The 22520-nt window shown below is 32.9% G+C and carries 22 protein-coding genes; 3 read left to right on the top strand and 19 right to left on the bottom strand.

What is annotated here, in order from left to right; translation table 11 throughout:
- Positions 1 to 6: 6 nt before the first annotated feature.
- The 9 genes from O9267_RS02300 to O9267_RS02260 all read right to left on the bottom strand — a co-directional run bounded on the left by O9267_RS02300 (position 7) and on the right by O9267_RS02260 (position 9752).
- On the bottom strand, positions 7 to 468 hold the full coding sequence (locus tag O9267_RS02300; protein ID WP_298175556.1) for a lipocalin family protein: 462 nt from the start codon (positions 466 to 468) through the stop codon (positions 7 to 9).
- Between the two features lie 19 nt (positions 469 to 487).
- Complete coding sequence (locus tag O9267_RS02295; protein WP_298175554.1) at positions 488 to 985, bottom strand: DUF6252 family protein; 498 nt, start codon at positions 983 to 985, stop codon at positions 488 to 490.
- 21 nt (positions 986 to 1006) lie between these two features.
- Positions 1007 to 1651, bottom strand: coding sequence for a hypothetical protein (locus O9267_RS02290; protein WP_298175552.1), 645 nt, complete (start codon positions 1649 to 1651; stop codon positions 1007 to 1009).
- Between the two features lie 11 nt (positions 1652 to 1662).
- Positions 1663 to 3045, bottom strand: coding sequence for a T9SS type A sorting domain-containing protein (locus tag O9267_RS02285; RefSeq protein WP_298175550.1), 1383 nt, complete (start codon positions 3043 to 3045; stop codon positions 1663 to 1665).
- 101 nt (positions 3046 to 3146) lie between these two features.
- Entirely contained in the window at positions 3147 to 3758 is a 612-nt protein-coding gene (locus O9267_RS02280) for a hypothetical protein (RefSeq protein WP_298175548.1), read from the bottom strand.
- Positions 3759 to 3782: 24 nt separating this feature from the next.
- The gene (locus tag O9267_RS02275) at positions 3783 to 4619 is read right to left on the bottom strand and encodes an outer membrane beta-barrel protein (protein WP_298175547.1); all 837 of its coding nucleotides are present in this window, start codon (positions 4617 to 4619) and stop codon (positions 3783 to 3785) included.
- Between the two features lie 16 nt (positions 4620 to 4635).
- Positions 4636 to 6153: a hypothetical protein gene (locus O9267_RS02270; RefSeq protein WP_298175546.1), complete on the bottom strand. Its 1518-nt coding sequence runs from the start codon at positions 6151 to 6153 to the stop codon at positions 4636 to 4638.
- Between the two features lie 5 nt (positions 6154 to 6158).
- Complete coding sequence (locus O9267_RS02265; RefSeq protein WP_298175544.1) at positions 6159 to 6680, bottom strand: T9SS type A sorting domain-containing protein; 522 nt, start codon at positions 6678 to 6680, stop codon at positions 6159 to 6161.
- Positions 6681 to 6863: 183 nt separating this feature from the next.
- A complete protein-coding gene (locus O9267_RS02260; protein ID WP_298175542.1) occupies positions 6864 to 9752 on the bottom strand; it encodes a response regulator in 2889 nt (962 codons plus the stop codon).
- A 134-nt stretch (positions 9753 to 9886) separates the two neighbouring features.
- Between O9267_RS02260 and O9267_RS02255 the strand changes: the two genes are divergently transcribed.
- Positions 9887 to 10192 carry a hypothetical protein gene (locus O9267_RS02255; protein ID WP_298175540.1) on the top strand — a complete coding sequence of 102 codons (306 nt, stop codon included), beginning with the start codon at positions 9887 to 9889 and terminating at the stop codon, positions 10190 to 10192.
- Positions 10193 to 10283: 91 nt separating this feature from the next.
- Here O9267_RS02255 and glyA read toward each other — a convergent pair whose 3' ends face one another.
- Positions 10284 to 11558, bottom strand: coding sequence for a serine hydroxymethyltransferase (gene glyA, locus O9267_RS02250; protein ID WP_298175538.1), 1275 nt, complete (start codon positions 11556 to 11558; stop codon positions 10284 to 10286).
- Between the two features lie 113 nt (positions 11559 to 11671).
- Here glyA and fahA point away from each other — a divergent pair, with 113 nt between their 5' ends.
- Together fahA and O9267_RS02240 are read left to right on the top strand one after the other, a co-directional pair.
- Positions 11672 to 12955 carry a fumarylacetoacetase gene (gene fahA / locus O9267_RS02245; protein WP_298175535.1) on the top strand — a complete coding sequence of 428 codons (1284 nt, stop codon included), beginning with the start codon at positions 11672 to 11674 and terminating at the stop codon, positions 12953 to 12955.
- 149 nt (positions 12956 to 13104) lie between these two features.
- Positions 13105 to 14289 (top strand): hypothetical protein, encoded by a 1185-nt coding sequence (locus tag O9267_RS02240; RefSeq protein ID WP_298175533.1) that lies wholly within the window; start codon positions 13105 to 13107, stop codon positions 14287 to 14289.
- 69 nt (positions 14290 to 14358) lie between these two features.
- Here O9267_RS02240 and O9267_RS02235 read toward each other — a convergent pair whose 3' ends face one another.
- The 9 genes from O9267_RS02235 to O9267_RS02195 all read right to left on the bottom strand — a co-directional run.
- A complete protein-coding gene (locus tag O9267_RS02235; RefSeq protein WP_298175531.1) occupies positions 14359 to 15468 on the bottom strand; it encodes a lactonase family protein in 1110 nt (369 codons plus the stop codon).
- 1 nt (position 15469) lies between these two features.
- Complete coding sequence (gene ytxJ / locus O9267_RS02230; RefSeq protein ID WP_298175529.1) at positions 15470 to 15856, bottom strand: bacillithiol system redox-active protein YtxJ; 387 nt, start codon at positions 15854 to 15856, stop codon at positions 15470 to 15472.
- Between the two features lie 51 nt (positions 15857 to 15907).
- Positions 15908 to 16681, bottom strand: a complete 774-nt coding sequence (locus O9267_RS02225) for a DUF1080 domain-containing protein (protein ID WP_298175527.1) — start codon at positions 16679 to 16681, stop codon at positions 15908 to 15910.
- A 7-nt stretch (positions 16682 to 16688) separates the two neighbouring features.
- Positions 16689 to 17057 carry a c-type cytochrome gene (locus O9267_RS02220; RefSeq protein ID WP_298175525.1) on the bottom strand — a complete coding sequence of 123 codons (369 nt, stop codon included), beginning with the start codon at positions 17055 to 17057 and terminating at the stop codon, positions 16689 to 16691.
- Between the two features lie 19 nt (positions 17058 to 17076).
- Positions 17077 to 18129, bottom strand: coding sequence for a sugar phosphate isomerase/epimerase (locus O9267_RS02215; RefSeq protein WP_298175523.1), 1053 nt, complete (start codon positions 18127 to 18129; stop codon positions 17077 to 17079).
- A gap of 13 nt (positions 18130 to 18142) precedes the next feature.
- Positions 18143 to 19006: a sugar phosphate isomerase/epimerase gene (locus O9267_RS02210; RefSeq protein ID WP_298175521.1), complete on the bottom strand. Its 864-nt coding sequence runs from the start codon at positions 19004 to 19006 to the stop codon at positions 18143 to 18145.
- Between the two features lie 9 nt (positions 19007 to 19015).
- The gene (locus O9267_RS02205; protein WP_298175519.1) at positions 19016 to 21349 is read right to left on the bottom strand and encodes a glycoside hydrolase family 3 N-terminal domain-containing protein; all 2334 of its coding nucleotides are present in this window, start codon (positions 21347 to 21349) and stop codon (positions 19016 to 19018) included.
- Positions 21350 to 21359: 10 nt separating this feature from the next.
- Positions 21360 to 21896, bottom strand: a complete 537-nt coding sequence (locus O9267_RS02200; protein ID WP_298175517.1) for a gluconate 2-dehydrogenase subunit 3 family protein — start codon at positions 21894 to 21896, stop codon at positions 21360 to 21362.
- A gap of 12 nt (positions 21897 to 21908) precedes the next feature.
- A partial coding sequence (locus O9267_RS02195) for a GMC oxidoreductase (protein WP_298175516.1) occupies positions 21909 to 22520 on the bottom strand: 612 nt, incomplete at its 5' end.

The raw sequence follows: 22520 nt of genomic DNA, 5'->3' as shown, positions 1-22520 counted from the left end.
ATAAAGTTATTTTTCTAAAGTGTAAACAACATTTGTAGAAACAGAAGCAGCAATAGTCTGAATTAACCTCATCTTCATGCGGTTGCTAGTTAGCTCTTCAATGGTCATATTAAATGCTGTTCCGCTACTTGGTGTTGTAACTAATGATGTGTTGTTTCGGGTATATGTTCCAGAATTTGCCGCAATAGCAAGTGGTAAATCAAGTTTTCCGCTTTGACATGCTGAACTTACATTTGACATAGAATAAGTTAGATTAGCGTTGAGCGTAATGGTACCAGTAGTATTAATACAAGTCATAGGAAATGTTCCTGCTGGTGATGTGAATGATCCAGAAACCGATTTGTATTGCCAAGTACCTATTAAATTGTCTGCTACTGGTGTGCCTGAATTGTCATCATCATTATTATTACAAGAAAATGTTAGTAATGAAATAAATAGGATTGCGAATATTTTTAAAAGTGTTTTCATAATTTTTTTAATTAATTAGTTATAAAAGTGTAATTCTAAAAGTTCCTTCTGTAATCACTTTTGCAGGTTCGCCACAAAGAGCTATTTTTTTTCCTGAAAAGTTGAAAGTTCCTTCAATGGTGTTTCCATTTTTGGATGTAATAATCAATGTTCCGTTTGAACCAGCGCAAACACCAGTGGAATAAATATCTGGACTTCTGTATTGCAAACGTCCAACTGAAGTTAAATTTGATGGATTAACGGTGTATGTTCCAACGGCTGCTTGTCCGAAAAAAGAAAAATCCATCCCGATTCCTCCGCTTCTTACATCACTATTCATGTTGAAAGCAATTTCATTTTGGTCTGCTATTATATTTGCTCCAGTTGCTTCAAAAGCGACACCATCAATTTTGCATCTAATAAAATCAGTGCTTGTGCTTGGTATTTGGTTTGTTGAATTATCATCATCGTCATTATTACAAGAAGTTGTTACTAATGAAATGAATAAAATTGCGAATGTTTTTAAAAGTGTTTTCATGTTTTTGTTATTTTTAATTAATTATTGAGAAATATTAAACATTGTGCAGATTTCTTGGTAAGACATTTTTGAAAAATCAGGTTTTGCAATTCCACGACCTGCACCACCTTCAGGAATTATTACATATCTAAATCGATTTCCTCTATACGCATCAGCCTGATATTCAGTTAACGCAACTCCATCAGTAGAAATAATTTCTAAAATAATACCTTGTACTGCTACACCATTATTACCAAAAGAATAATTATACTTAACATTTGACCATCTACCTGAAGAAGGCAGTGTGTATATAGATGATGTACCCCATTGTTTAGCATATACCATTACTAAACAATTGTTGGATAGGACTGTATTTGAAACTTCAGGAACTGGTATTACCATTTCTTTCCAAGTTGATTCATTACGCAATCCCCAATTTGCATCTATCCAGTTAGAAGCTATTACATTTGCATTACCGTTTGTACCATTTGTGCCGTTTGTACCATTTGTGCCGTTTGTGCCATTTGTGCCGTTAGTACCATCAATTCCATTTATACCGTTTGTACCGTCTTTACCATTAGTTCCATCTTTACCATCGTCTGGCGCACAAGAAGTGGTTACAGAAATTGAGAAAATTGTGAATGTTACTAGCATTACTTTTGCGATTGTGTTTTTTAAATTTTTCATAATTTTTATTTCTATTGTTTAATGAATTTAGTTTGACTTGTTCTGCCTTCAGATGTGATTTGCAAAAAGTACAATCCGGCTTGAAGATTTTGAATATTTATTGAAGTTGTATTTTGGTTTTCTTCAAGAATTTTTTTACCAGAAATATCATAAATGGTGAGATTATCAATTTTCAAATTGTCATCATTTTGAATAGTAATAAAATCATCAGCTGGATTTGGATAAATTGTGAATTTAGTTTTGTCAAAACTTTCGTTTGCAAGAATTAATGGGTTGCAGCTATTTATTAATGTTGGCACCGATTTATTGACCAAAGTTCCATCTCCTAGTTGTCCATCATCGTTCAATCCCCATGTTCTGATATAATTCCAAAAAAAAGAACCCGTTGATTTTGCAAGGGAATAATAACCACCTGCCATAATAAATGACCAATTGGTTGCTGTTCCTAGTTGAGTTGGAATACTCTTAGATACTAAAGTTCCATCGCCAAGTTGCCCATATCCATTTGCTCCCCAAGTCCAAATTGTAGCAGTACCTTTTTGAGCAACCGAATGAAAACCACCAGCAGAAATGTCATACCAGTTTATATCGGATCCAATTTGGGTTGGAGTATTTCTTGTTATTGTTGTATTATCACCAAGTTGTTTTTGACTATTATCTCCCCATGCCCATAATGATCCATCAGTTTTAATTGCAAGTGTATGTAATCTTCCGGCTTTAACTTTCAGAAAAGGAAGAGAAGAATTAATAAGAGTTGGAACATACTTAATAATAAAGGTACCATCACCTAATTGTCCGACATCATTTTTACCCCAAGCTCGTATTGAACCATCTGATTTTATACCAATTGAATGAACATATCCAGCAGTAGCTGCTAACCAATCATTATCAGTTCCAATTCTTGTGGGTACCAACTTACTTACTGCGCTACCATCACCTAATTGTCCTTGCACGTTGTTGCCCCATGCCCAAAGTGTTCCATCAGTTTGAATTCCTAATGAGTGTATTCCGCCAGTTGAAACACTTTCCCAATTAGTTGCAGTCCCTATTTGTATTGGTACATAGCTAGCGATCAGTGAATTATTTCCTAGTTGACCAAATGCATTATCGCCCCAAGCCCACAATGTACCATTGGTTTTTATGCCAAAAGAATGTGTATCGCCGGCTGCAACATATGTCCAATCAGTATCAGTTCCAATTTGAATTGCGTTTGGGCTGTTGATTGTATTCCCGTTTCCAAGAGTTCCATAGTTATTATCGCCCCAAGCCCATAATGTTCCGTTAGATTTAATCGCAAGAACATGCTTAAATCCAGCAGAAATACTTGTGTAACATTGTGCATTGCTTTTTATAAAAAACAAAGCAAAAACCAATAGTGTAATTATTTTTTTCATAGTATTATTTTTTTAGATTTATTTTTTTAGTTTCCAAATAAGACTTAGCTAACTATAACCAAGTCTTATTTTCATAAAAACTAAACAAAACTCAATTATATTTATTCCGTACGTAAAAATGTAAAACTGAAATCTCCGTAGTAATATCCTGGGTTATTTGTGTTTACTGACGTATTAATATCAGTTTCTGAAAATCCCCAAAGTTTGATGTTACCCACTTGAATAGGATATGCTACATCAGCAGAATTACTTCTTTTTCTTTCATAAGTGCTTTTGGAAACCATTCCTATTCTGTATTTTTTATCTTTTGTTAATTCAATAGCTGGAGATACTGTAACCGTTTTAATCGTTCCGGCTGTATAATCACTCGAACTTGTAGAAATTTCTTTAACAAGTGAACCTGTTTCAGCATCAACAATTCTTAGAATTACAGAGTTTAGAGTAGTTGTAGCAGGGACTTTAAAAGATAAACTGGTAATTTTTCCTTTTTGAGTTGCAGAAAACTCTAAGTATTCTATTAAACTGTAATTCTCATCAGATATAGTTTGAACAACTTGATCTAATCCTGAAGTTGATAAGAAGGTGTTCAAGAAATTTTCTTCTTGGTAAACTACTGGTGTAGGATTTGGTGTTAAGTTGTCATCATCTTTGCTACAAGAAATTGCTAGTAATGAGATAAATAAAATTGCGATTTTTTTTAATTGTGTTTTCATATTATTTTTTTTAATTATTATTTTTTAAAATTGATATTGTAACCCTATATTTAACCCAAAACTGCTGAATGAAAAATCAATTAATGGGTTTTTAGAAGGTTCATTTGGATTAGATGGTGCACCGGTTTCGGTAAAAGAGGCAATAAATTCAATCTCTTTTTGTTCAACAGTCAATGATGGTAATTGGTCAACTCCGTTTTCTGTTGCTTCTGTAATATGTCCTTTCTTTGGAGCATAATGAAGGCTGATTAAATTCAATTCTCCAAACAAGGATAGTTTATCGGTTAATTTATAAAGTGTACCTAAACTTGCGTGAAAACCAATTGGCATGCCGCCATCAAGCTCTACTGTTTGGGTTGAAAAATTCGCACCGTTTTTATCATCTTGAGTGTTAGTAATTTTACCAGAACCAATGACCATTCCGACTTTTGCATACGGATTAAGTTTGTCAAAACCGCTTCTAAAAACAAGTGTTGGTTTTATTTGAATCATTTTTGCAGAAATTTCACTGTTACTATAATTACCTGTATAACTAGTATTTGAAGCCTTAATTTCTCCACCCAAAAGGTAATTTCCGCCCAATTCAAACCCCATGTTTTTAGTAAACATATAACCAAAATTGACGCCTACATTCAATCCTTTTCCCAAATTTGCTTTTACAAGTTCTGTTGTATTAGTTGTAGCAGAAGTTTCGTTTGAACTAACCATTCCTACTATCATAGCCTGATAATAATCTACATTTCCTATGCCTATATTGTAGCCAGAATTGATACTTGCGTAAAACCCTTTTTCAGATTGTGCATTAGACATTAGTGAAAAGAAAATAGAAAATAGAACTGAGATTGTTTTTAAGTTTTTCATTTTATGATTGTTATTTTTAATAAATTTTGTAACCTGTGAAATAAACTCTTTGCGGGTTATTAGCTAGTGTAGCATTTGATCCTGAATTTTGATAAATTTGAATTGTAACTTTGTCGTTTGCAAATAATCTGAGGTCGGCTGATATATCAATACTTTCGTCACTTGATAATGATGATTTTGAAATTTTATTTATAATTCCGTTTACGGTGATAAGTATTTCAACTCTATTTGCTGTTAGAAAAGTTGAAATAAAACTAGCAGTAGCATAAATATGATAAAATCCATCTGATGAAATTGTCCATTCATCGGGTGCTATATCAAATGCATTGCCATCATCTGTTACTTCGTTATTAAAGTCGATTTTGGTATCAGTACCATTTGATATAACCTGAATAGCTGTTTTAGTAACATGTACTCCGGTATTTTTATTTGAATTTTGCCAAGTTGCATTTCCAGTAGCATCAGATGTTAATACTTTATTTATTCCAGCACCAGCAGTTACTTGCAAATTGGTAGTTTTGGTTTTCCCATCAACTTCCAATCTTTCAGTTGGAACTGGCACACCAATTCCAATTGTACCGGTTGCAGTAGTTCCCATATTGGTACCGTAAATAACGTTTCCTATTGACAATTGGTTATTTGTCGTTGATGATGGAACATTTGTCAATTTTCCAATGGCAATGTTACCGCCACCAGTTGTAAGGTTTTCTAAAGCACTCCAACCAATTGCAGTGTTTTGTCCACCAGTTGTATTTCTTAGTGCTTGATATCCAATAGCAGTGTTATAACTCTCTGTGCTATTGTTTCTTAAAGAACCATGCCCGTAGCTTGAATTACCTTGTCCAATAGAATTCACGTATTGCGATTCGAAACCAGTTGCTATGTTAAAACTTCCGGTATTAAATGCTAAGGCATCAGGTCCAAGAGCCACATTAAAATTGCCTGAATTTAATCCTAACGCACCTCGTCCTAATGCGATTTTATTTTGCCCAATCAGTCCAGATTTTATATTATTTCTTTTAAAAACCACATCAACATCATTGGTAGATCCTATAAAATCGGTGTTCAAATCGACTGTGTTTCCCGTTTTTCTCCATGAATCGCCACTGTAAGAAGCATAAAGCGCATTTTCGGCAAATTGCGAATACGGAACAGTGTTTAATTGACTTGTGTTGGTAATAGTATAGTTCGCACCACCAGTTGGATCAGTATCTGTTTTGATATAATGCAATCCAGAAAGCCAATCAATAGTAAAAAATGTACCAAGTAAAGGCGTTCCAGTTCCTATTACTATAGTTGCTAAACCATTAGCATTGGTTGTTGTTGTATGACTTTCTGAAAAAACAATTGCACCAGATGCGCTGCCTTGCAGAATACTAATTTTTACTCCAACTGTTGCATTTGCCACCAGTGCATTGCTAGAATTTCTGATAACTGCTTGATAATTCATTCCTGAAACTACTTGCGCGTTAGAACATATAGAACTGAAAAAAGAGAATAGAAAAATGACGAGTAATTTTGTATTTGTTTTCATATTTATTAATTTTTAATGATTTTGAAAGTTTTGATTATTTTGTTTTGGTTGTTTATGATCAAGAAATAAATGGCAGAATTCAAATTGTCCATATTAATTTCAGTAACAGAGTTAGCAACTTGTTCGCTTAAAATTTGTTTCCCTGCAATATCAAATAGTTGATAACTCAAATTTTCAGTCGAAAAATCAGAAATTTTTAAGGTTACATTATTTGCTGTTGGATTTGGATAAACACTCATTTCCAAAACAATGTTTGGAAAATTGTCGTTTCCAAGTGTAGAGATTTCAAAAGGTTGTTGCACACCTTGATTTACAGAACCATTTGTACCACTAGCATAAGTATAAGCAATTTGCCCTACTGAATAACTGACCTTCCCACCTGTTCCTGTTGCATCACCACCAGAAGCAACAACTGCATTTTGCGAATGCACATTTGGAATAAGAAAACAAGAAAGTAAAAAAAGTAAAAGATTTAATTTACTCACAAGGAGTCGTTTTTTTTTGTATTCGTGAATCTTCGATTTCATAATTATTGTTTTTAATTGTTCAACAAGGCAAAGTTGCATAGAACCAAAAACAATCATTGTGAGTATTGTAACAACAGTTATAACTATTGTAACATGATGTTACAAGCCAGTAAAATCAATGGCTTAGAACCAAAAAAAAATCAAAGCTTTTGGCTTTGATTTTAAAATTTGAAAAAATTGAGTTTATTTTTCTATGTATTCAGTTGGACTACAACCATGAACTTCTTTAAAACATTTAGAAAAATACGATACATCATTAAATCCGACTGCATAAGCAACATCTGAAATATTTCCATTTCCTTTTTTGAGTAATTCGGTGGCAACTTTCAATCGTTCGTTTCTTAAAAATTCTGTTGATGAAACACCAAGTAATGATTTTAGTTTGCGGTGCAATTGCATACGGCTCATGCCAACAGCTGCTGCAAAATCTTCTGAACTAAACTCGGAATTTGATAATTCTTTGTCTAATATAACTTGTAATTTTTCTATAAATTTTTCGTCAACCGAATTGATTACAATATCAACAGGTCGCAAAACTAGTTCTTGACTATAACGTTGATGCAGTTTTTTTCGTTCAGCAATCAACTGATTTACTGTTTCTTTTACAATTTCGTTGTTAAATGGTTTGGTCAAATAGGCATCTGCTGTACTTTTCAAACCTTCCAAATGTGCTTCATCTGTTGTTCTTGCTGTTAGTAATATTACTGGAATAAACGATGTTAATTCGTTGTTTTTTATTTGTTTAGTAAATTCAAATCCGTCCATTTTTGGCATCATTACATCACTAATTATGCAATCTGGAATTTCTTTTTTGGCAATTTTTAGCGCTTGTTCGCCATCTTCGGCTTCTAGAATTTGATAATTGCTTTTAAAAATATCTTTCAAAACCATTCTAACATCTTGATTGTCATCAACTATCAATAGAATTGGAAGTTCGTTTTCGTTTTTATTTTCTTCCGAAATAATTGCCTTTGGAACTTCTTTGGTGACTACAATCGCATTTTCATTTGCTTTTTCTAATGGTAATGAAACCGCAAAACTCAAAATACCATTTTCAACATTGGTTTCAATTTTTCCTTTATATAATTCGACCAATTCTTTTACCAAAGCTAATCCGATACCAACACCTTGATGGTTTTCTTTTTTCTGATAAAAACGTTCAAAAAGTTTTGGCAAATCTTCTTTTTTTATTTCAGAACCCGAATTGGAAACCACCAACTGCAATTGATTGTTTTCTATTTTAGAATCAAAACTAACTTTTTCATTTTCATCTGTATATTTAATAGCATTTGAAAGTAAATTGGTGACTATTTTTTCAATCACATCTTTATCAAAATGATGGTTTTCTGTATTTTTTTCGATTGTCGAAGTAAATGAAAGTTTGTTTTCTTTGGCTTGAAAAGTAAATGAATCAACCAAAGAGTTCAAGAAAGTAGCTATGTTTCCTTCTTTTAAAATAAGCTGCAATTTTCCACTATCTAGTTTGGAAAGTTCCAAAAGTTGATCGACTAAATCTAACATTCTATTAGAATTTTTATCAATCAAATCTAATTTACTTTTCTGACTTTCATTAGTAATTTCGGATTGTAAACTTTGCACCGGACTTTTTATCAAAGTTAACGGTGTTCTGAATTCGTGTGAAATATTAGCAAAAAATCTTGATTTTAGTTCGTTTAGTTCATTTAGTTTTTGTGCTGTTTTTATTTTGTTGCGATAGCCGTAAAATAAACTTCCTCCAATAATGGCTAATAAACCTAATAAAGCAATGTAAATGTATTTTTGTTTAGCAGCAAGTTCGTTTTGTGCAGATAAAAGTTTGATTTGTTGTTCTTTTTGTTTTGTTTGGTATTTAGCTTCAACTTCGTTCAGACTGTTTTTATTTGATTTAGACTCTTTAACTTGAACTAATGAATCCCTCAAATCAATAAACTTTATTGCATCATTTATATTATTAGTCTTTTTGAAATAATCAATTTCGGCATCGAGAACTTCTATATAATCTTTAGAATCAGGCTTTATTAATGACTTTGCTATATTAATATCTTGTCTAGCACTTTCAAGATTATTATTGTTTATCATCACTTTTGCTCGATTAACTATTGCTCTCGCGTAATCACTATTTTGATTATTTTTTGAAAAAAAATCAATTGCAATATTTGAATACGTTAACGACTTAGGATAATCTTTTAATTGATAATACACTTTTCCTAAAAATTGAGCCGAAGAACTTTCATACATTTTATTACCATTTTCTTTATAAAAGTCATAAGCTTTTTGGAGGTGTTTTTGAGCAATTGCATAATTCTTAGCAGATGTTTCCAAAAAACCTCTATAAAGATTTACTTTGGTTATTTCATAAACATCCTTTGTTTCATTAGCAATAATCAAGGCTTTGTTATTATATTCTCTAGCTTTATCGAAACTTTTAAGATTTGCATACATTGTACAAATCATGGTATTGTTAGTAATTTTAAAAGCAAGGTCTTTAGACTTATTCTCAATCATCTTCTTCTCTGCTAGTAAAAAATATTCTATAGCTGTGTTATTAAATGACTTAATAATATTCAACTGACCTAAAAGATAATAAACATATTCTGTGTTTTTTTTTAAATTATTTACTTTTTTAAAGTCTAAAAGATCATTCAACTCTTTCTCACCATTTACAATATCGCTTGTATTTAAAAATGTCTGTATAAGTTGCATTTTTGCAGCCTCATAGTTTTCAAAATCTTTAATCTTTAACGCTTTTTTTGCAGACTTTTCATAGAATAAAATTGAGTTTTTATTTTCATTATTTAAATAATAAAAATAACCTTGATTCAAATCTCCTAAAACTTCACATTTTGGGCAAGAATTATCATTATTTAGGGCGTAAAGTTCTTTAATATACTTTTTTGATATTTCAAAATCGGTATTCAAAGTTATTTGAAGCAAAGTATGGTAAGCAACCGCTTTTTCATCCTTAGAAATTTTAGAAGAAATGACTTTTTTCAAAGAATCAATGTTTTTTTCGTTTTGCCCATAAGAAAAACGAAAAACGAAAAAAAGGAAAAGTAAAATGGCTTTTTTCATAATGTAAAGTATTGGTAAGTAAATCTATACAATTTTACTCAATTTCAAACACTTTAATTATAAAATTTGTAACATTTTTTTGTTACATGTTTCATTAAACCAAAACTACAACTCCTTAAGCACTAGCAAAATAAATGTTTCCCCGGATTTTTAGACAATTTATTCATGAAAGTATTGCATTAGAAAAAGATTCGTGGTTACTCCGATTTACAATAGGAAAAAGTGGCGTACAATTTATTCACAGAACAATGACGTATGTTGTTGGTTTACTATTACTTTTATTTTTAAAAAGCAAAAAATACTCACTTACATCACAACAAAAAAATGGATTGAATAGTTTGATTTTACTAGTTTTTATTCAATTCACTTTGGGGTGTTTTAACTTTACAGGTCTAACGCATCAAATAGTTGTATCCATTCTATTAACAGCAATGAATTAAACACTTCACAGATTTAGCAAATAAAAATATATTAATCTAAAAAAAATCCCAAGCTACAAACTTGGGATTTTTAGTATTTTAAAATTTCTTTTTAGAAAACAAACATAGCCCTTTCGCTCATCATTTCGTTTACCTCGGTTGCCACTTCTTCAATTATGGTTTCGTCTGTGTGATTCATAAGTACTCTATCGATAAATGCTACGATGGTTTCCATATCTTCTTCAACCAAACCACGTGTTGTGATAGCAGGTGTTCCAACTCTAATTCCTGATGTAACAAATGGAGATTTATCGTCAAAAGGCACCATGTTTTTATTTACTGTAATTTCGGCTTTAACCAAAGCATTTTCGGCTTCTTTACCAGAAATATTTTTGTTTCTCAAATCAATTAGCATCATGTGGTTATCAGTTCCGCCAGAAATGATATTGTAGCCTCTTTTTACGAAAGCTTCCGCCATTGCTTTTGCATTTTTCTGCACTTGAACAGCATATCTAAAAAACTCATCGCTTAGACATTCTCCAAATGCGACTGCTTTAGCAGCAATAATATGCATCAATGGACCACCTTGATTACCTGGGAAAACCGACATATCTAAAATATGTGACATCATTCTGATTTCGCCTTTTGGTGTGGTTAAACCCCAAGGATTTTCAAAATCTTTGCCCATCATAATCATTCCACCACGTGGTCCACGAAGGGTTTTATGAGTAGTTGTTGTAACAATATGACAATGCGGAATTGGATCGTTCATCAAGCCTTTAGCAATCAATCCTGCTGGATGCGAAATATCAGCTAATAACAATGCTCCTACTGAATCGGCAATCTCTCTAAAACGTTTAAAATCCATATCGCGTGAATAGGCAGAAGCTCCAGCAATAATCATTTTTGGTTGCTCTTTGGTAGCAATTGCTTGAATTTTGTCATAGTCAAATTGTCCAGTTTCAGGCTCAACACCATAAAAACTTGGTGTGTACAATTTACCAGAAAAGTTTACTGGAGAACCGTGTGTTAAATGTCCACCATGAGACAAATCAAATCCTAAAATCTTGTCACCAGGTTTTAAACAAGCTGCAAAAACAGCTGTATTGGCTTGCGAACCAGAATGTGGTTGTACGTTTACATACTCAGCACCAAATAAAGCTTTTGCTCTATCAATAGCGATTTGTTCTACAATATCAACTACTTCACAGCCACCATAATATCTTTTTCCAGGATAACCTTCGGCATATTTATTAGTTAGGCATGAACCTGCTGCTTCCATTACTTGGTCGCTTACAAAGTTCTCTGAAGCAATAAGCTCAATACCATGAATTTGTCTGTCTTGTTCGTCAAGAATTAAATCAAAAATTTGTTCGTCGCGTTGCATTTTTATAGATTTTCGTTAAAAACTTTTCAAAATTACGAAATATGTTTGTCAAATAAATTCTAAATGATATATTTGATTACTAATTTTTCAACAACAAATCAACAATAAAAAATATGCCAAATCTAGCCAATGACCCTAACAGAAAATCGTGGATACATGTACCTGAAAATAGTGATTTCCCTATACAGAATATTCCTTTTGGAGTTTTTATAACCAAAGATGATGTTATCACAATAGGAACAAGAATTGGAGATTGCGCCATTGATATGGGAGCATTGCAACAATTAGGTTACTTTGAAGGAATCGAATTGACCGACGATATGTTTATGCAAGACACGTTAAATGATTTTATTTCTGACGGAAAAAAAACATGGCGTTTGGTTAGAAATCGATTGTCGGAGCTTTTTGAAGAGAATAACCCAAAACTTAGAGATAACAAAGCACATCGAGACGTTGTAATCTTTAATGTGAAGTTAATAGAGATGCTTTTGCCTGTTCAAATTGGCGATTACACCGATTTTTATAGTAGTAAAGAACATGCAACCAATGTTGGAAAAATGTTCCGTGATCCTGAAAATGCTTTGTTACCGAATTGGCTTCACATTCCGGTTGGCTATCATGGCAGAAGTTCTACAATTGTTCCTAGCGGAATTCCTGTGCATCGTCCAATGGGACAAACCTTGCCAAATGGACAATCGACACCTGTTTTTGGGCCTTCACAATCTATAGATTTTGAACTAGAAACTGCTTTTATAACAACTGATGCAAATATTATGGGAGAAAACATTCCTATAAATGAAGCAGAAGATTATATTTTTGGAATGGTTTTGCTAAACGATTGGAGCGCAAGAGATATCCAAAAATGGGAATATGTGCCACTTGGACCGTTCTTAGCAAAAAACTTCGCTTCTTCAATTTCTCCATGGATAGTTACGATGGATGCTTTAGAACCATTTAGAACTAAAGGGCCAAATCAAGAGCCAACACCGCTTCCTTACCTACAACAAAAAGGGAAACATGCTTTTGATATTAATTTAGAAGTTTATATTGAGCCTGAAAATGTGGAACCAACTTTGGTCAGTAAATCAAACTTTAAATATATGTATTGGTCTATGTGTCAGCAATTGGCGCATCATACTTCTAATGGATGTAGAGTGAATTCTGGTGATATGATGGGTTCGGGAACGATTTCTGGACCAACAGAAGACAGTTATGGTTCGATGCTAGAACTTACTTGGAGTGGCAAAAATCCTATAAAGATGAAAGATGGTAGCGAACGTAAATTTATAAATGATAACGATACGGTAATCATGAAAGGATATTGTCAAAATAGTTCGGTACGAATTGGTTTTGGTGATGTTGTGAGTAAATTGTTGCCGCCGTTTGTTAGGAAATAGTATATTAACTTGATAAGATTCCTCTGGAATGACTAGTTACCGTAAAGCCCTAGCCCAGATAGTAGCGGCATCCTTTGTCTTTTTTCTTTAAAAAGACAAAGATAGAGCGGATAGCTGGAAATAGCTCCTAAATAAAAATTAAAAAATCTATGAAAAAAACGTTACTTTTTATTACTCTTACTTTGTTTATTCTTTCGTGTGGTGTTCGCCAGACTAGAGAATCATTGACTTCTGGTGATTATGATGCTGCTATTGAAACAGCTGTCGAAAACTTGAAAAATAGAAAAGACGCCAAAGGAAAACAAGACTATATTTATTTATTAGAAGAAGCATTTGCTAAGGTGAAAGAACGCGATTTGCAAAATATAAACATGTGGTTTAAAGATGCGAGTCCAAGTAATACTGAGAAGATTTACAATGCTTATTTGCAGCTCAATAGTCGTCAGGAATTGATAAAACCATTATTGCCATTGAAATTGTTAAAAGAAGGCAGAAATGCAATTTTTCCATTTGAAGATTATTCCGATCAAATTGTTAGTAGCAAAAATGCATTAGCCAAACATTTATATGATAATTCAAAAGGACTTTTGGCAACAAAAGACAAAATGAATTTCCGTCGTGCTTATGACGATCTGGTATATCTGAATAGCTTGAATCCGAATTATAAAGATGTTGCTTCTTTGATAGACCAAGCCAAACAAAAAGGAACTGACTACGTAAGTGTTTATACCAAAAACGAGACCAACATGGTAATTCCTGTAAGATTGGAAAACGATTTGTTAGATTTTAGCACTTATGGTTTGAATGACAAATGGACGGTTTATCAAAGTAATAAAGTTAAAGGTATTGTTTATGATTATGGTTTGATTGTGAATTTTAGACAAATCAATATTTCTCCTGAACAAATAAAAGAGAAAGAAATCATCAAAGAAAAGCAAGTAAAAGACGGAACCAAACCTCTTTTAAACGCTCAAGGTCAACAAGTAAAAGACGACAAAGGAAATGTGGTTATGGTTGACAACATGAAAACAATTAGAGCTACAATTTACGAATCAAGACAATTCAAATCGGCTCAAGTTACTGCCAAAGTAGATTATATTGATTTCAAGTCAAACCAATTAATCGATACTTATCCTTTAGCAAGTGAATTTGTTTTTGAGAATATTTATTCTAAATATAACGGTGATAGAAATGCTTGTGACGCAGATTATATGTCTTATTTTGATAAAAGAGCTGTTCCGTTTCCTAGTAATGAACAAATGGTTTATGATTGTGGAGAAGATTTGAAACTGAAACTAAAAGATATTTTGGGAAGAAATAAGTTTAGAAGATAGATTTCAGAATTTAGAATTAAGAAGTAAGAAGTAAACGCATTTGAAATTTCAGATGCGTTTTTTTATTTTTTAAAAGTTGAACAAGTAAACTGGTTTTGGAATGCTGATTTCGCTCGAAGTTGGCGATAATAATCCTGATTTTGTGTCTCTATCAAAAACGGTTATTTTATCTGAATTTTGATTGGCAATTAGAATATTTTTTTGGTCATTTGTCAAAATAAAATTACGTGGTGCTTTTCCTGTTGCAATACTTTGGATAACTTCTAAATCTTTATCTTGATTTGTTTTCATTACAACCAATTGATTATCGTTTCCTCTAACGGTCGCGTACAAATAATTTCCGTCGTCGCTCAATCGCAATTCAGCTGCGGAACCGCTTTTTGTAGGTGTTTTGGTTAATGCTATTGTTTGTTGGTGTTGCAATTGGTTATCTTCAAATTTGAAAACACCTATTTCATTTGTCAATTCGTAGGTTACATAAAGTGTATTTCCTGCTTTGTTAAAAAGCAAATGTCTTGGTCCAGAACCACTTGACACTTTGGTCGAAATTGCATTTTCTATTTGTAAAAATGTTTTTGAATTGGCATCAAAAGGAACCATTTCGATTGCATCGCGACCTAAATCGGCTACGAAAAGAAAACTATCTTTAGGATGAAAAACAACTGAATGCACATGCGGTTTTTCTTGGCGCTCAGCATTCACACTTTTGCCTTCATATTGAATAAATTGAGTGTTTTCAGAAAGATTTCCTTGTTGGTCGATAGGAAAAACAGCTAAATTTCCGCCTGAATAATTTCCAACAATAACATACTTTTCATCTGGACTGAAAGTCACTGTACAAGGGTGATTTCCTTTGGTAAAAAGGGAATTTAGCTTTTTAAATTTATTTGAAGTAGAATCATACGAATACGAAGTTACTTTTCCACCAGTTTCACTCGCAGTTTCTTCAACAGCGACCAGAATTGTCTTACCTTTATTAGTTATTACAAATGAAGGATTTTCTATTCCTGGAATGAGATTTTGAATAGAAATTGCTTTTGAATTAGTGTCAAATTGAATAACATTTATTCCTTGAGATGCATTTGCTGTATAAGTTCCAACCAAAAAAGTAGCTTGTTTTGAAGTTGAACAACTTGCAATCAAAAAAGAAAGCATCAACCCTAAAATATTTTTTTTCATTTTATAAATAGTTTTTTAAAATGGCAGCTTCGATATCGCTGTGAGAATCGTGGTAAATGGCTTTTCCGTTTTTAATCAAAAGAATTTGTGGCGATTGATGCATTACATTGAAACGGTTGGCAATTTCATTTGAAATTTCTCGGTAATTCAATAAATCTAAGAAATAAATAGCTATTTTATCTTGTAAATCAAACTCGTTTTCAAACTGTTTGAGAGCCATTCTGCTAATACTACATCTTGTACTATGTTTGAAAATAGCAACAGGTTTTTCATTAGACAAATCCACAATTTCATCAAGTTGACCTAAATCAGTTAATGGTTTCCAATCTAATTTTGAATTGGTTGTTTCTTCATCAGAACTTCCAAATATATTTTTAAATAAACTCATACTTTTCTTTTTAATAAAATAAAATCCGAATGTGACTTCGGATTTTATTTCTTATTTCAATTCTTTAATTTTTATGTTTCTGAACCAAATCTTATCACCATGATCTTGCAAACATAATTTACCCGATTTATAGGTGCCGAATCCAGGAAATTCATGGAATTTAGAGCCTGCTATCATTTTTTTCCAAGCATCATCCCACATGGTTGTTTCTAGAACTTTTTCATCATTTAGATAAAATTCAAGTTTGCCTTTGTTTGAAATGATTTCAGCATGATTCCATTCTTCGGCTGGTTTTACAGTTTCTTTTGAAGTTATTAAATCGTATAAATCACCTGCTCTGTGTTTAATAATTTTAGAATCAGGATGTCCGTTATTATCTAAAACTTGCATTTCTGGACCAGTCATCCAAGGGAATTCATATTTTTTTGGATCTTCGTGCACATAAAAAATAATACCACTATTTCCATTTTTGGCTACTTTCCAATCTAATTTTAAATGAAAATTACTATACTCTTTTGCTGAAATAATATCACCACCATTAGCTGCTTGCCAATCTTTTTTATCTGAAACATTCAAATGGATAGATTGATCATTAACTTCCCAAGCTTTTCCTATTGAATCAGTTCCGTATTTGTGCCAACCCTCAATTGATTTTCCATCAAATAATAATTCCCATCCTTCTGCTTTTTCGGAATCAGACAATGAATTAAAAGCTAACGAATCTTTTTGAACTGTTTCATTTGAGACAGCAACTTCAGCTGTTTTTTCTTTTTTACAAGCAATAAAAGTTGAAGCAAAAAGAGCAATTATAAGTAGTTTTTTCATCATTACATTATTTTAAAGTAAGTATATAGTTTACCATTTCAGTAGCATCCTCTGTTGAAACTGTTGGATGTGGTGTCATTGGAACTTCACCCCAAACTCCTTGTCCGCCTTTTATTATTTTTTCTGTAAGCATAGCAACATCTTTCTCTGTATACTTAGCTGCAACTTCTTTATATGATGGACCAACTACTTTTTCATCAACTTTATGACAAGCCAAACAATCACTTGCAGCAATCAATTCCTCACCTCTTGAAATTTTAGTTTCTTCGGCAACTGGTTTTTCAGTTGTAAATTCTTCTTCGGTTACTTCTTTTTTCTTTTCACCACATGATGTAAGCATCGTTGCAACCACAGCAACTAAAACTATTTTTTTCATAAAATCTATTATTCTATTTTTAAATTCCTAAAACTCTTCTATTAAACTCTTTGTCTTGTTCAACACTTGCAAAATCATCAAATGCTTTATCAGTTACTCTGATAATATGATTTTTTATGAACTCTACTCCTTCTTTGGCACCGTCTTCTTGGTTTTTGTAACAACATTCCCATTCTAAAACGGCCCAACCCGGAAAATCGTAGTGTGCTAATTTACTAAAAACTTTTTTAAAATCAACTTGACCATCACCCAACGAGCGGAATCTTCCAGCTCTATCGGTCCAATTTTGAAATCCACCATAAACACCTTGTTTTCCTGTTGGATTAAACTCAGCGTCTTTGATATGGCATGCTCTAATTCGTTCATGATAATGGTCGATATAAGTCACATAATCCAAACACTGTAAAACGAAATGTGATGGATCATACAACAAACACGCTCTTGGATGTTGCTTAACTTTGTCTAGAAACATTTCATACGAAATACCGTCGCACAAATCTTCGCCAGCATGAACTTCGTAACATAAATCAACTCCACATGCATCAAATTCATTCAAAATAGGTGTCCAGCGTTTTGCCAATTCTGTGAACCCTTCGTCAACCAAACCAGCTGGTCGTTGTGGCCATGGATAAACGGTGTGCCAAAGTAACGAACCGCTAAAAGTAGCATGAGCACTTAAACCCAAATTTTCAGAAGCCTTTGCTGCCCATTTAAGTTGTTGAACAGCCCAATCGTAACGAGCTTTTGGATTATTCTTGCAATAATCAGGAGCAAAACCATCAAAAAGTTGGTCATAAGCAGGATTAACAGCAATTAATTGCCCTTGTAAATGCGTTGATAATTCGGTTATTTCTAAACCATAACTATTTATTTTAGCCTTGTATTCTTGGGCAAAAACTTTATCGGTTGCTACTTTTTCTAAATTGAAATACTTTGCATCCCAAGTCGGAATTTGAACACCTTTGTATCCTAAATTAGCTGCCCATTGACAGATGTTGTCAATAGTATCAAACGGCGCATTATCCCCGTAAAATTGTGCTAAAAATATAGCAGGTCCTTTTATTGTTTTCATTTAAAAACTTAAATTAACGTTGCAGTTTTTTCAAATATTCGGCACTTTCTTTAGCATTAGCTAAAACGCCTTTGTCGTTGTATTTTTCTTGCTCGTATATGAAATATTCCATCCCATATTCTTTGGCTTTTACCAAAATTTCTGGATAATTTATAAATCCATCACCGAGCGTACAAGAATCAAACGGTTCTTTTGAATCTTTGTTTCTATCTTTAATATGACACAATTTGAAACGATTTTTATATTTTGCCATATACTCAACTGGATCAACTCCGGCCGTTACAACCCAATACATATCCATTTCAAAATCGACTAAATCTGCATTAGTTCTATCCATAAAAAGTTGTTGCGGAATTACACCATCCATTTCTTTGAATGAATAATCGTGATTGTGATAAGCAAATTTCACACCTTCTTTATTACAAATTTCTCCAGCTTTATTGAATTCGTCAGCATACTTTTTATAATCGTCTAATGTCTTTTGTGGTCCAAGCCAAGGACAAATAAGATATTTTCCACCAATACTTGCTACATCAGCCGCTTTTTGTTGTAAATCTTTTGTCCAATTACAATGTGCGCTTACTAGTTTTAAGTTTTCGCCATCTAAAAACGATTTGAACTCTTTAGGTTTCATTCCCCAAAAAATTCCTTTTTCGCCTTCAAAACTTTCAATTTGGGTATAGCCCATTTTTCCTACTTGTCGAATGGTTTCTTGTGGATTAGCATTGATAATGTCTCTTAATGTCCATAATTGAATACCAAATTCAGTATAAATTCCATTAGCCGAAACCAACTTATTTGAACAAGCAATATTGGGAAGCACAGCTAATAGAGCGGCTGCTTGTGCCGATTTGATTACAAATTTTCTTCTATCCATGGTTGGTTATTATTTTTTGGTTATTTTATATTTTTGAGTTCTTGCATCAGAAATTTTTCCTTTCCAATTTAATCCAAATCCAAAATCGTAAACATTTTTTGTACAATCAACATATGGAATCATGTCGTGTGGAACATCTTCAAACTGCTTTTCGACTGTTTCCATATCATTAGGCATTTGTAGAGGTAATAATCCTGAAGGCTCAACTTTTCCTGAAATAATGTCTAATAAAGCTTCCGTTTGAACACCAAACTCACAAACGATGGCATCTACTTGTTTTTCAAATTCTGAAAAAACCATTGGATTAGAAACATTTACAGAAACAATTACAGGTTTTCCTTTCATTGCTTTTTTGGTTTCTAAAATAGTATTCAAATCAGGATAAGAATTTGATTTTGATACTTTATTCAGATAACTTCTGTTGGTTATTGTTGGGTCAACAACTGGATCACCTGCAGCAATACTTGATGCTCTAGCGGTTGTCGCTTTATAATCTTTCAATTGTAAACTAATTGGAACATAACCATTACCTCCTTCTTTTCTATCTTGAGCGCTATAACCGTTACTAATTGGACTCTTAATGAAAACCAAAGCAAAATCAGCTTTTGATGGAACATCGGTTACATCATAATATTTTTTAATTAAATCTAAATTCACAGGATACTCTGTCTTTTCTGGAACTGGCATTCCGAAAAAATTGACAGTAGCTGGTGTTGTTCTTTTTGGAACATAAACAGTTTTTCTTTCTTGAATTGGCAAGGTTTTTTTCTGATTTTTTATCATTACAATTGACTTCAATTGAGCTTCATAACCCGCTTTCATGTATTCAGGTTTTCCAACAATAGCATTTGTTGTGACAGCATCCAAATAGGGATTTTCAAACAATCCAACTCTGAAAATATTGAGAAGTAAACGAACTGCAGATTGTTCAAAACGAGTTCGCATAAAAGTCTCTCCATACTCTTTTACACCCATTTGATAAGCTTCAATTACAGGTTTAACGTCATTATTCCCACCAAACTGATCAACTCCTGCCATTAACACTTTGTAGTGTCTTTCGGCTACACTCATTTTTTCAACACCCCATGATTTTCCTGCAAAAACGTCTGGTGTTTTACCTTCATCTGCTGTTATAAGCCAATCGGTGCACACGACACCATCATATTTATATTTATCTCGTAATAAATCAGTTATAATATATTTACTAAAACCATTTCCAACATTTTCATTATTTTTTTTATCTTGATTGAAAGATATTGTATAATAAGGCATAACTGCAGAAGCCTTTTGGGTTTTACCAGAAAGATTAAAAGCACCATCAAGAAAAGGTTTAAGATGAGTTTCAAAATTATTTCCTGGATATACGGCAAATTTTCCGTAGGCAAAATGTGCATCTCGACCTGCTTCTTCTGGTCCACCACTTGGCCAATGTTTAATCATTGCATTCACACTTTGGTTTCCCCAACCGTTATAAGTATCAACTTCGTTGGATGAAGTTTGAAAACCATCAACATAAGCTCTAGCCATATCGGTTGCGAGTTTAGGATCTTCACCAAAAGTTCCAATAAAACGGTTCCATCTTGGTTCGGTGGCCAAATCAATTTGAGGTGATAAAGCAGTTGCAATTCCTAATGCTCTGTATTCTTTAGCCGCAATTGAACCAAATTGTTGAGTTATTGCAGGGTCAAAAGTGGCAGATAAACCCAATTCTTCGGGCCATTGCGAAATTGTTCCGCCAGAACCAGCATTATATTCAGTATCTTTATTAGCACCATGTCTTGGATCAGAGCTATTGTTGGCTGGAATTCCGAGTCCTATTCCTTCTGATAATTTTTGTACATTATTATTCCATTGTGCTGCAATTGTTGGACTTTGAACCGATGTTAACAAAATATGTCTTAAGTTGTCTTTAGTTAAAAACTCAATTTGTTGATCGGATAAATCAGTTTCTTTTGCACCGCTTTTAGAAAAGGGTTTTCCATTATAAGTTCCAGTTGTCCAGCCTTGTTCAGGTGCAGGAATTGCTTGATGACGACTGTATAACATCAAACCAGCAATTTGTTCAACTGACATTAAAGACGCTAAATTTTTGGCTCTTTCATTTACATTTAATCGCCAATCTTCATAAGGATCTAAAACATTGTTTTTGTTTAAATCTTTGAAAGCAAAACCATCAACTGTTAGGATTTTCACGCCAGAATCGGTTGCGTAACCAAGAGATAAACCGTTTTCATTAGTAATGATAGCGTAATTATCTTTGGGAATTTCTTTCCACTTTTTTTGAGCATTTACGGTTGTTCCTAAACTAATTATTACTAAACCTAAAACAATATTTTTTTTCATTTTCTAAAATTTATCCCGCCAAACCAACAAACATTTTATCTCCTTTTTTATAAGGTATATCGCCTTCTTGCTTCCCAGGAACTGGAACATATCTGAAAGTTGCTTTCATTCCTTTTTCTGATGTAAGATAAGAATATAAAACCATTTGATACATCGCTAAGAAGCCTTTGTCTTTTGGGCTCTTGATTTCGCTAAACAATTGTGCTTTTTTATCGGCTGAAAGATTTACGAAATCATCACCCATTTTTTCTTTAGCTTTATCATTTATCATTTTTAAAGCTGCAATAAACTCTTTCTGTTCTTCGTCGGTATAAATATCTTGGAAAATTTTATTGATAAATTCAGCAACTTTGGTAGTTTTTGCTCCAGCAGTTTCTGTTTCAGGAATGATAGTCTCGGCAACTTCGTCTAATAATTTCAACAAATCTTCGCTTATTACTTGCGAACCAGCTTCGGAATTTTTACAACTAGTTAAAAGAAAATTAGAACCGATAAACAAACCACCACTAATTATAGCTATATTTTTAATTAAATCTCTTCTGTTCATGATAGTAATTTTTTAAAGGTTACCTTTTTTTAATTCTTCAGTTGCAAAATTTGCCGCTCTTGCTGTTAAAGCCATGTAAGTTAATGATGGATTCACACAACTTGCAGAAGTCATACAAGCACCGTCAGTTACAAACACATTTAAGCAATCCCACACTTGATTATTTCCATTTAGAACAGAAGATTTTGGATCTCTACCCATTCTTGCAGTTCCCATTTCGTGAATTCCCATTCCTGGTGCATAATCAGCTTCAAAAATATTTACATTTTTAGCACCAGCAATTTCCAACATTTCTTTCATGTCGTTTTTCATGTCTTCACGCATCTTCTTTTCATTTTCTTTAATTTCGACATCAAAATTTAAGACTGGTAAACCCCATTTGTCTTTTTTCTCGGCGTCTAAAGAAATTCTATTTTCATGATATGGAAGCATTTCTCCGAAAGCAGTTGCTCCAATATTCCATTTTCCTGGTTCGCCCATCATGTCTTTCAAGTCTTTTCCAAAACTCATTTCGGCAACTTGCGATTCCCAACCGTTTCTTGATGCTCCACCTTGGTAACCAAAACCTCTTAAGTAATTTTTCTTTTCACCATTCAAATTTTGGTATCTTGGAATATAAAATCC

Origin of the sequence: Flavobacterium sp. (genome assembly GCF_027531705.1) — a bacterium.
In the GTDB taxonomy this organism is placed as follows: Bacteria; Bacteroidota; Bacteroidia; order Flavobacteriales; family Flavobacteriaceae; genus Flavobacterium.
Note: the sequence above shows the minus strand (reverse complement) of the source record. Positions and strands in the feature narration are given on the sequence as shown.

Coding starts and splice junctions, on each gene's coding strand:
- O9267_RS02300 (WP_298175556.1), bottom strand. CDS start 468: ATGAAAACACTTTTAAAAATATTCGCAATCCTATTTATTTCATTACTA.
- O9267_RS02295 (WP_298175554.1), bottom strand. CDS start 985: ATGAAAACACTTTTAAAAACATTCGCAATTTTATTCATTTCATTAGTA.
- O9267_RS02290 (WP_298175552.1), bottom strand. CDS start 1,651: ATGAAAAATTTAAAAAACACAATCGCAAAAGTAATGCTAGTAACATTC.
- O9267_RS02285 (WP_298175550.1), bottom strand. CDS start 3,045: ATGAAAAAAATAATTACACTATTGGTTTTTGCTTTGTTTTTTATAAAA.
- O9267_RS02280 (WP_298175548.1), bottom strand. CDS start 3,758: ATGAAAACACAATTAAAAAAAATCGCAATTTTATTTATCTCATTACTA.
- O9267_RS02275 (WP_298175547.1), bottom strand. CDS start 4,619: ATGAAAAACTTAAAAACAATCTCAGTTCTATTTTCTATTTTCTTTTCA.
- O9267_RS02270 (WP_298175546.1), bottom strand. CDS start 6,153: ATGAAAACAAATACAAAATTACTCGTCATTTTTCTATTCTCTTTTTTC.
- O9267_RS02265 (WP_298175544.1), bottom strand. CDS start 6,680: ATGAAATCGAAGATTCACGAATACAAAAAAAAACGACTCCTTGTGAGT.
- O9267_RS02260 (WP_298175542.1), bottom strand. CDS start 9,752: ATGAAAAAAGCCATTTTACTTTTCCTTTTTTTCGTTTTTCGTTTTTCT.
- O9267_RS02255 (WP_298175540.1), top strand. CDS start 9,887: ATGTTTCCCCGGATTTTTAGACAATTTATTCATGAAAGTATTGCATTA.
- glyA (WP_298175538.1), bottom strand. CDS start 11,558: ATGCAACGCGACGAACAAATTTTTGATTTAATTCTTGACGAACAAGAC.
- fahA (WP_298175535.1), top strand. CDS start 11,672: ATGCCAAATCTAGCCAATGACCCTAACAGAAAATCGTGGATACATGTA.
- O9267_RS02240 (WP_298175533.1), top strand. CDS start 13,105: ATGAAAAAAACGTTACTTTTTATTACTCTTACTTTGTTTATTCTTTCG.
- O9267_RS02235 (WP_298175531.1), bottom strand. CDS start 15,468: ATGAAAAAAAATATTTTAGGGTTGATGCTTTCTTTTTTGATTGCAAGT.
- ytxJ (WP_298175529.1), bottom strand. CDS start 15,856: ATGAGTTTATTTAAAAATATATTTGGAAGTTCTGATGAAGAAACAACC.
- O9267_RS02225 (WP_298175527.1), bottom strand. CDS start 16,681: ATGAAAAAACTACTTATAATTGCTCTTTTTGCTTCAACTTTTATTGCT.
- O9267_RS02220 (WP_298175525.1), bottom strand. CDS start 17,057: ATGAAAAAAATAGTTTTAGTTGCTGTGGTTGCAACGATGCTTACATCA.
- O9267_RS02215 (WP_298175523.1), bottom strand. CDS start 18,129: ATGAAAACAATAAAAGGACCTGCTATATTTTTAGCACAATTTTACGGG.
- O9267_RS02210 (WP_298175521.1), bottom strand. CDS start 19,006: ATGGATAGAAGAAAATTTGTAATCAAATCGGCACAAGCAGCCGCTCTA.
- O9267_RS02205 (WP_298175519.1), bottom strand. CDS start 21,349: ATGAAAAAAAATATTGTTTTAGGTTTAGTAATAATTAGTTTAGGAACA.
- O9267_RS02200 (WP_298175517.1), bottom strand. CDS start 21,896: ATGAACAGAAGAGATTTAATTAAAAATATAGCTATAATTAGTGGTGGT.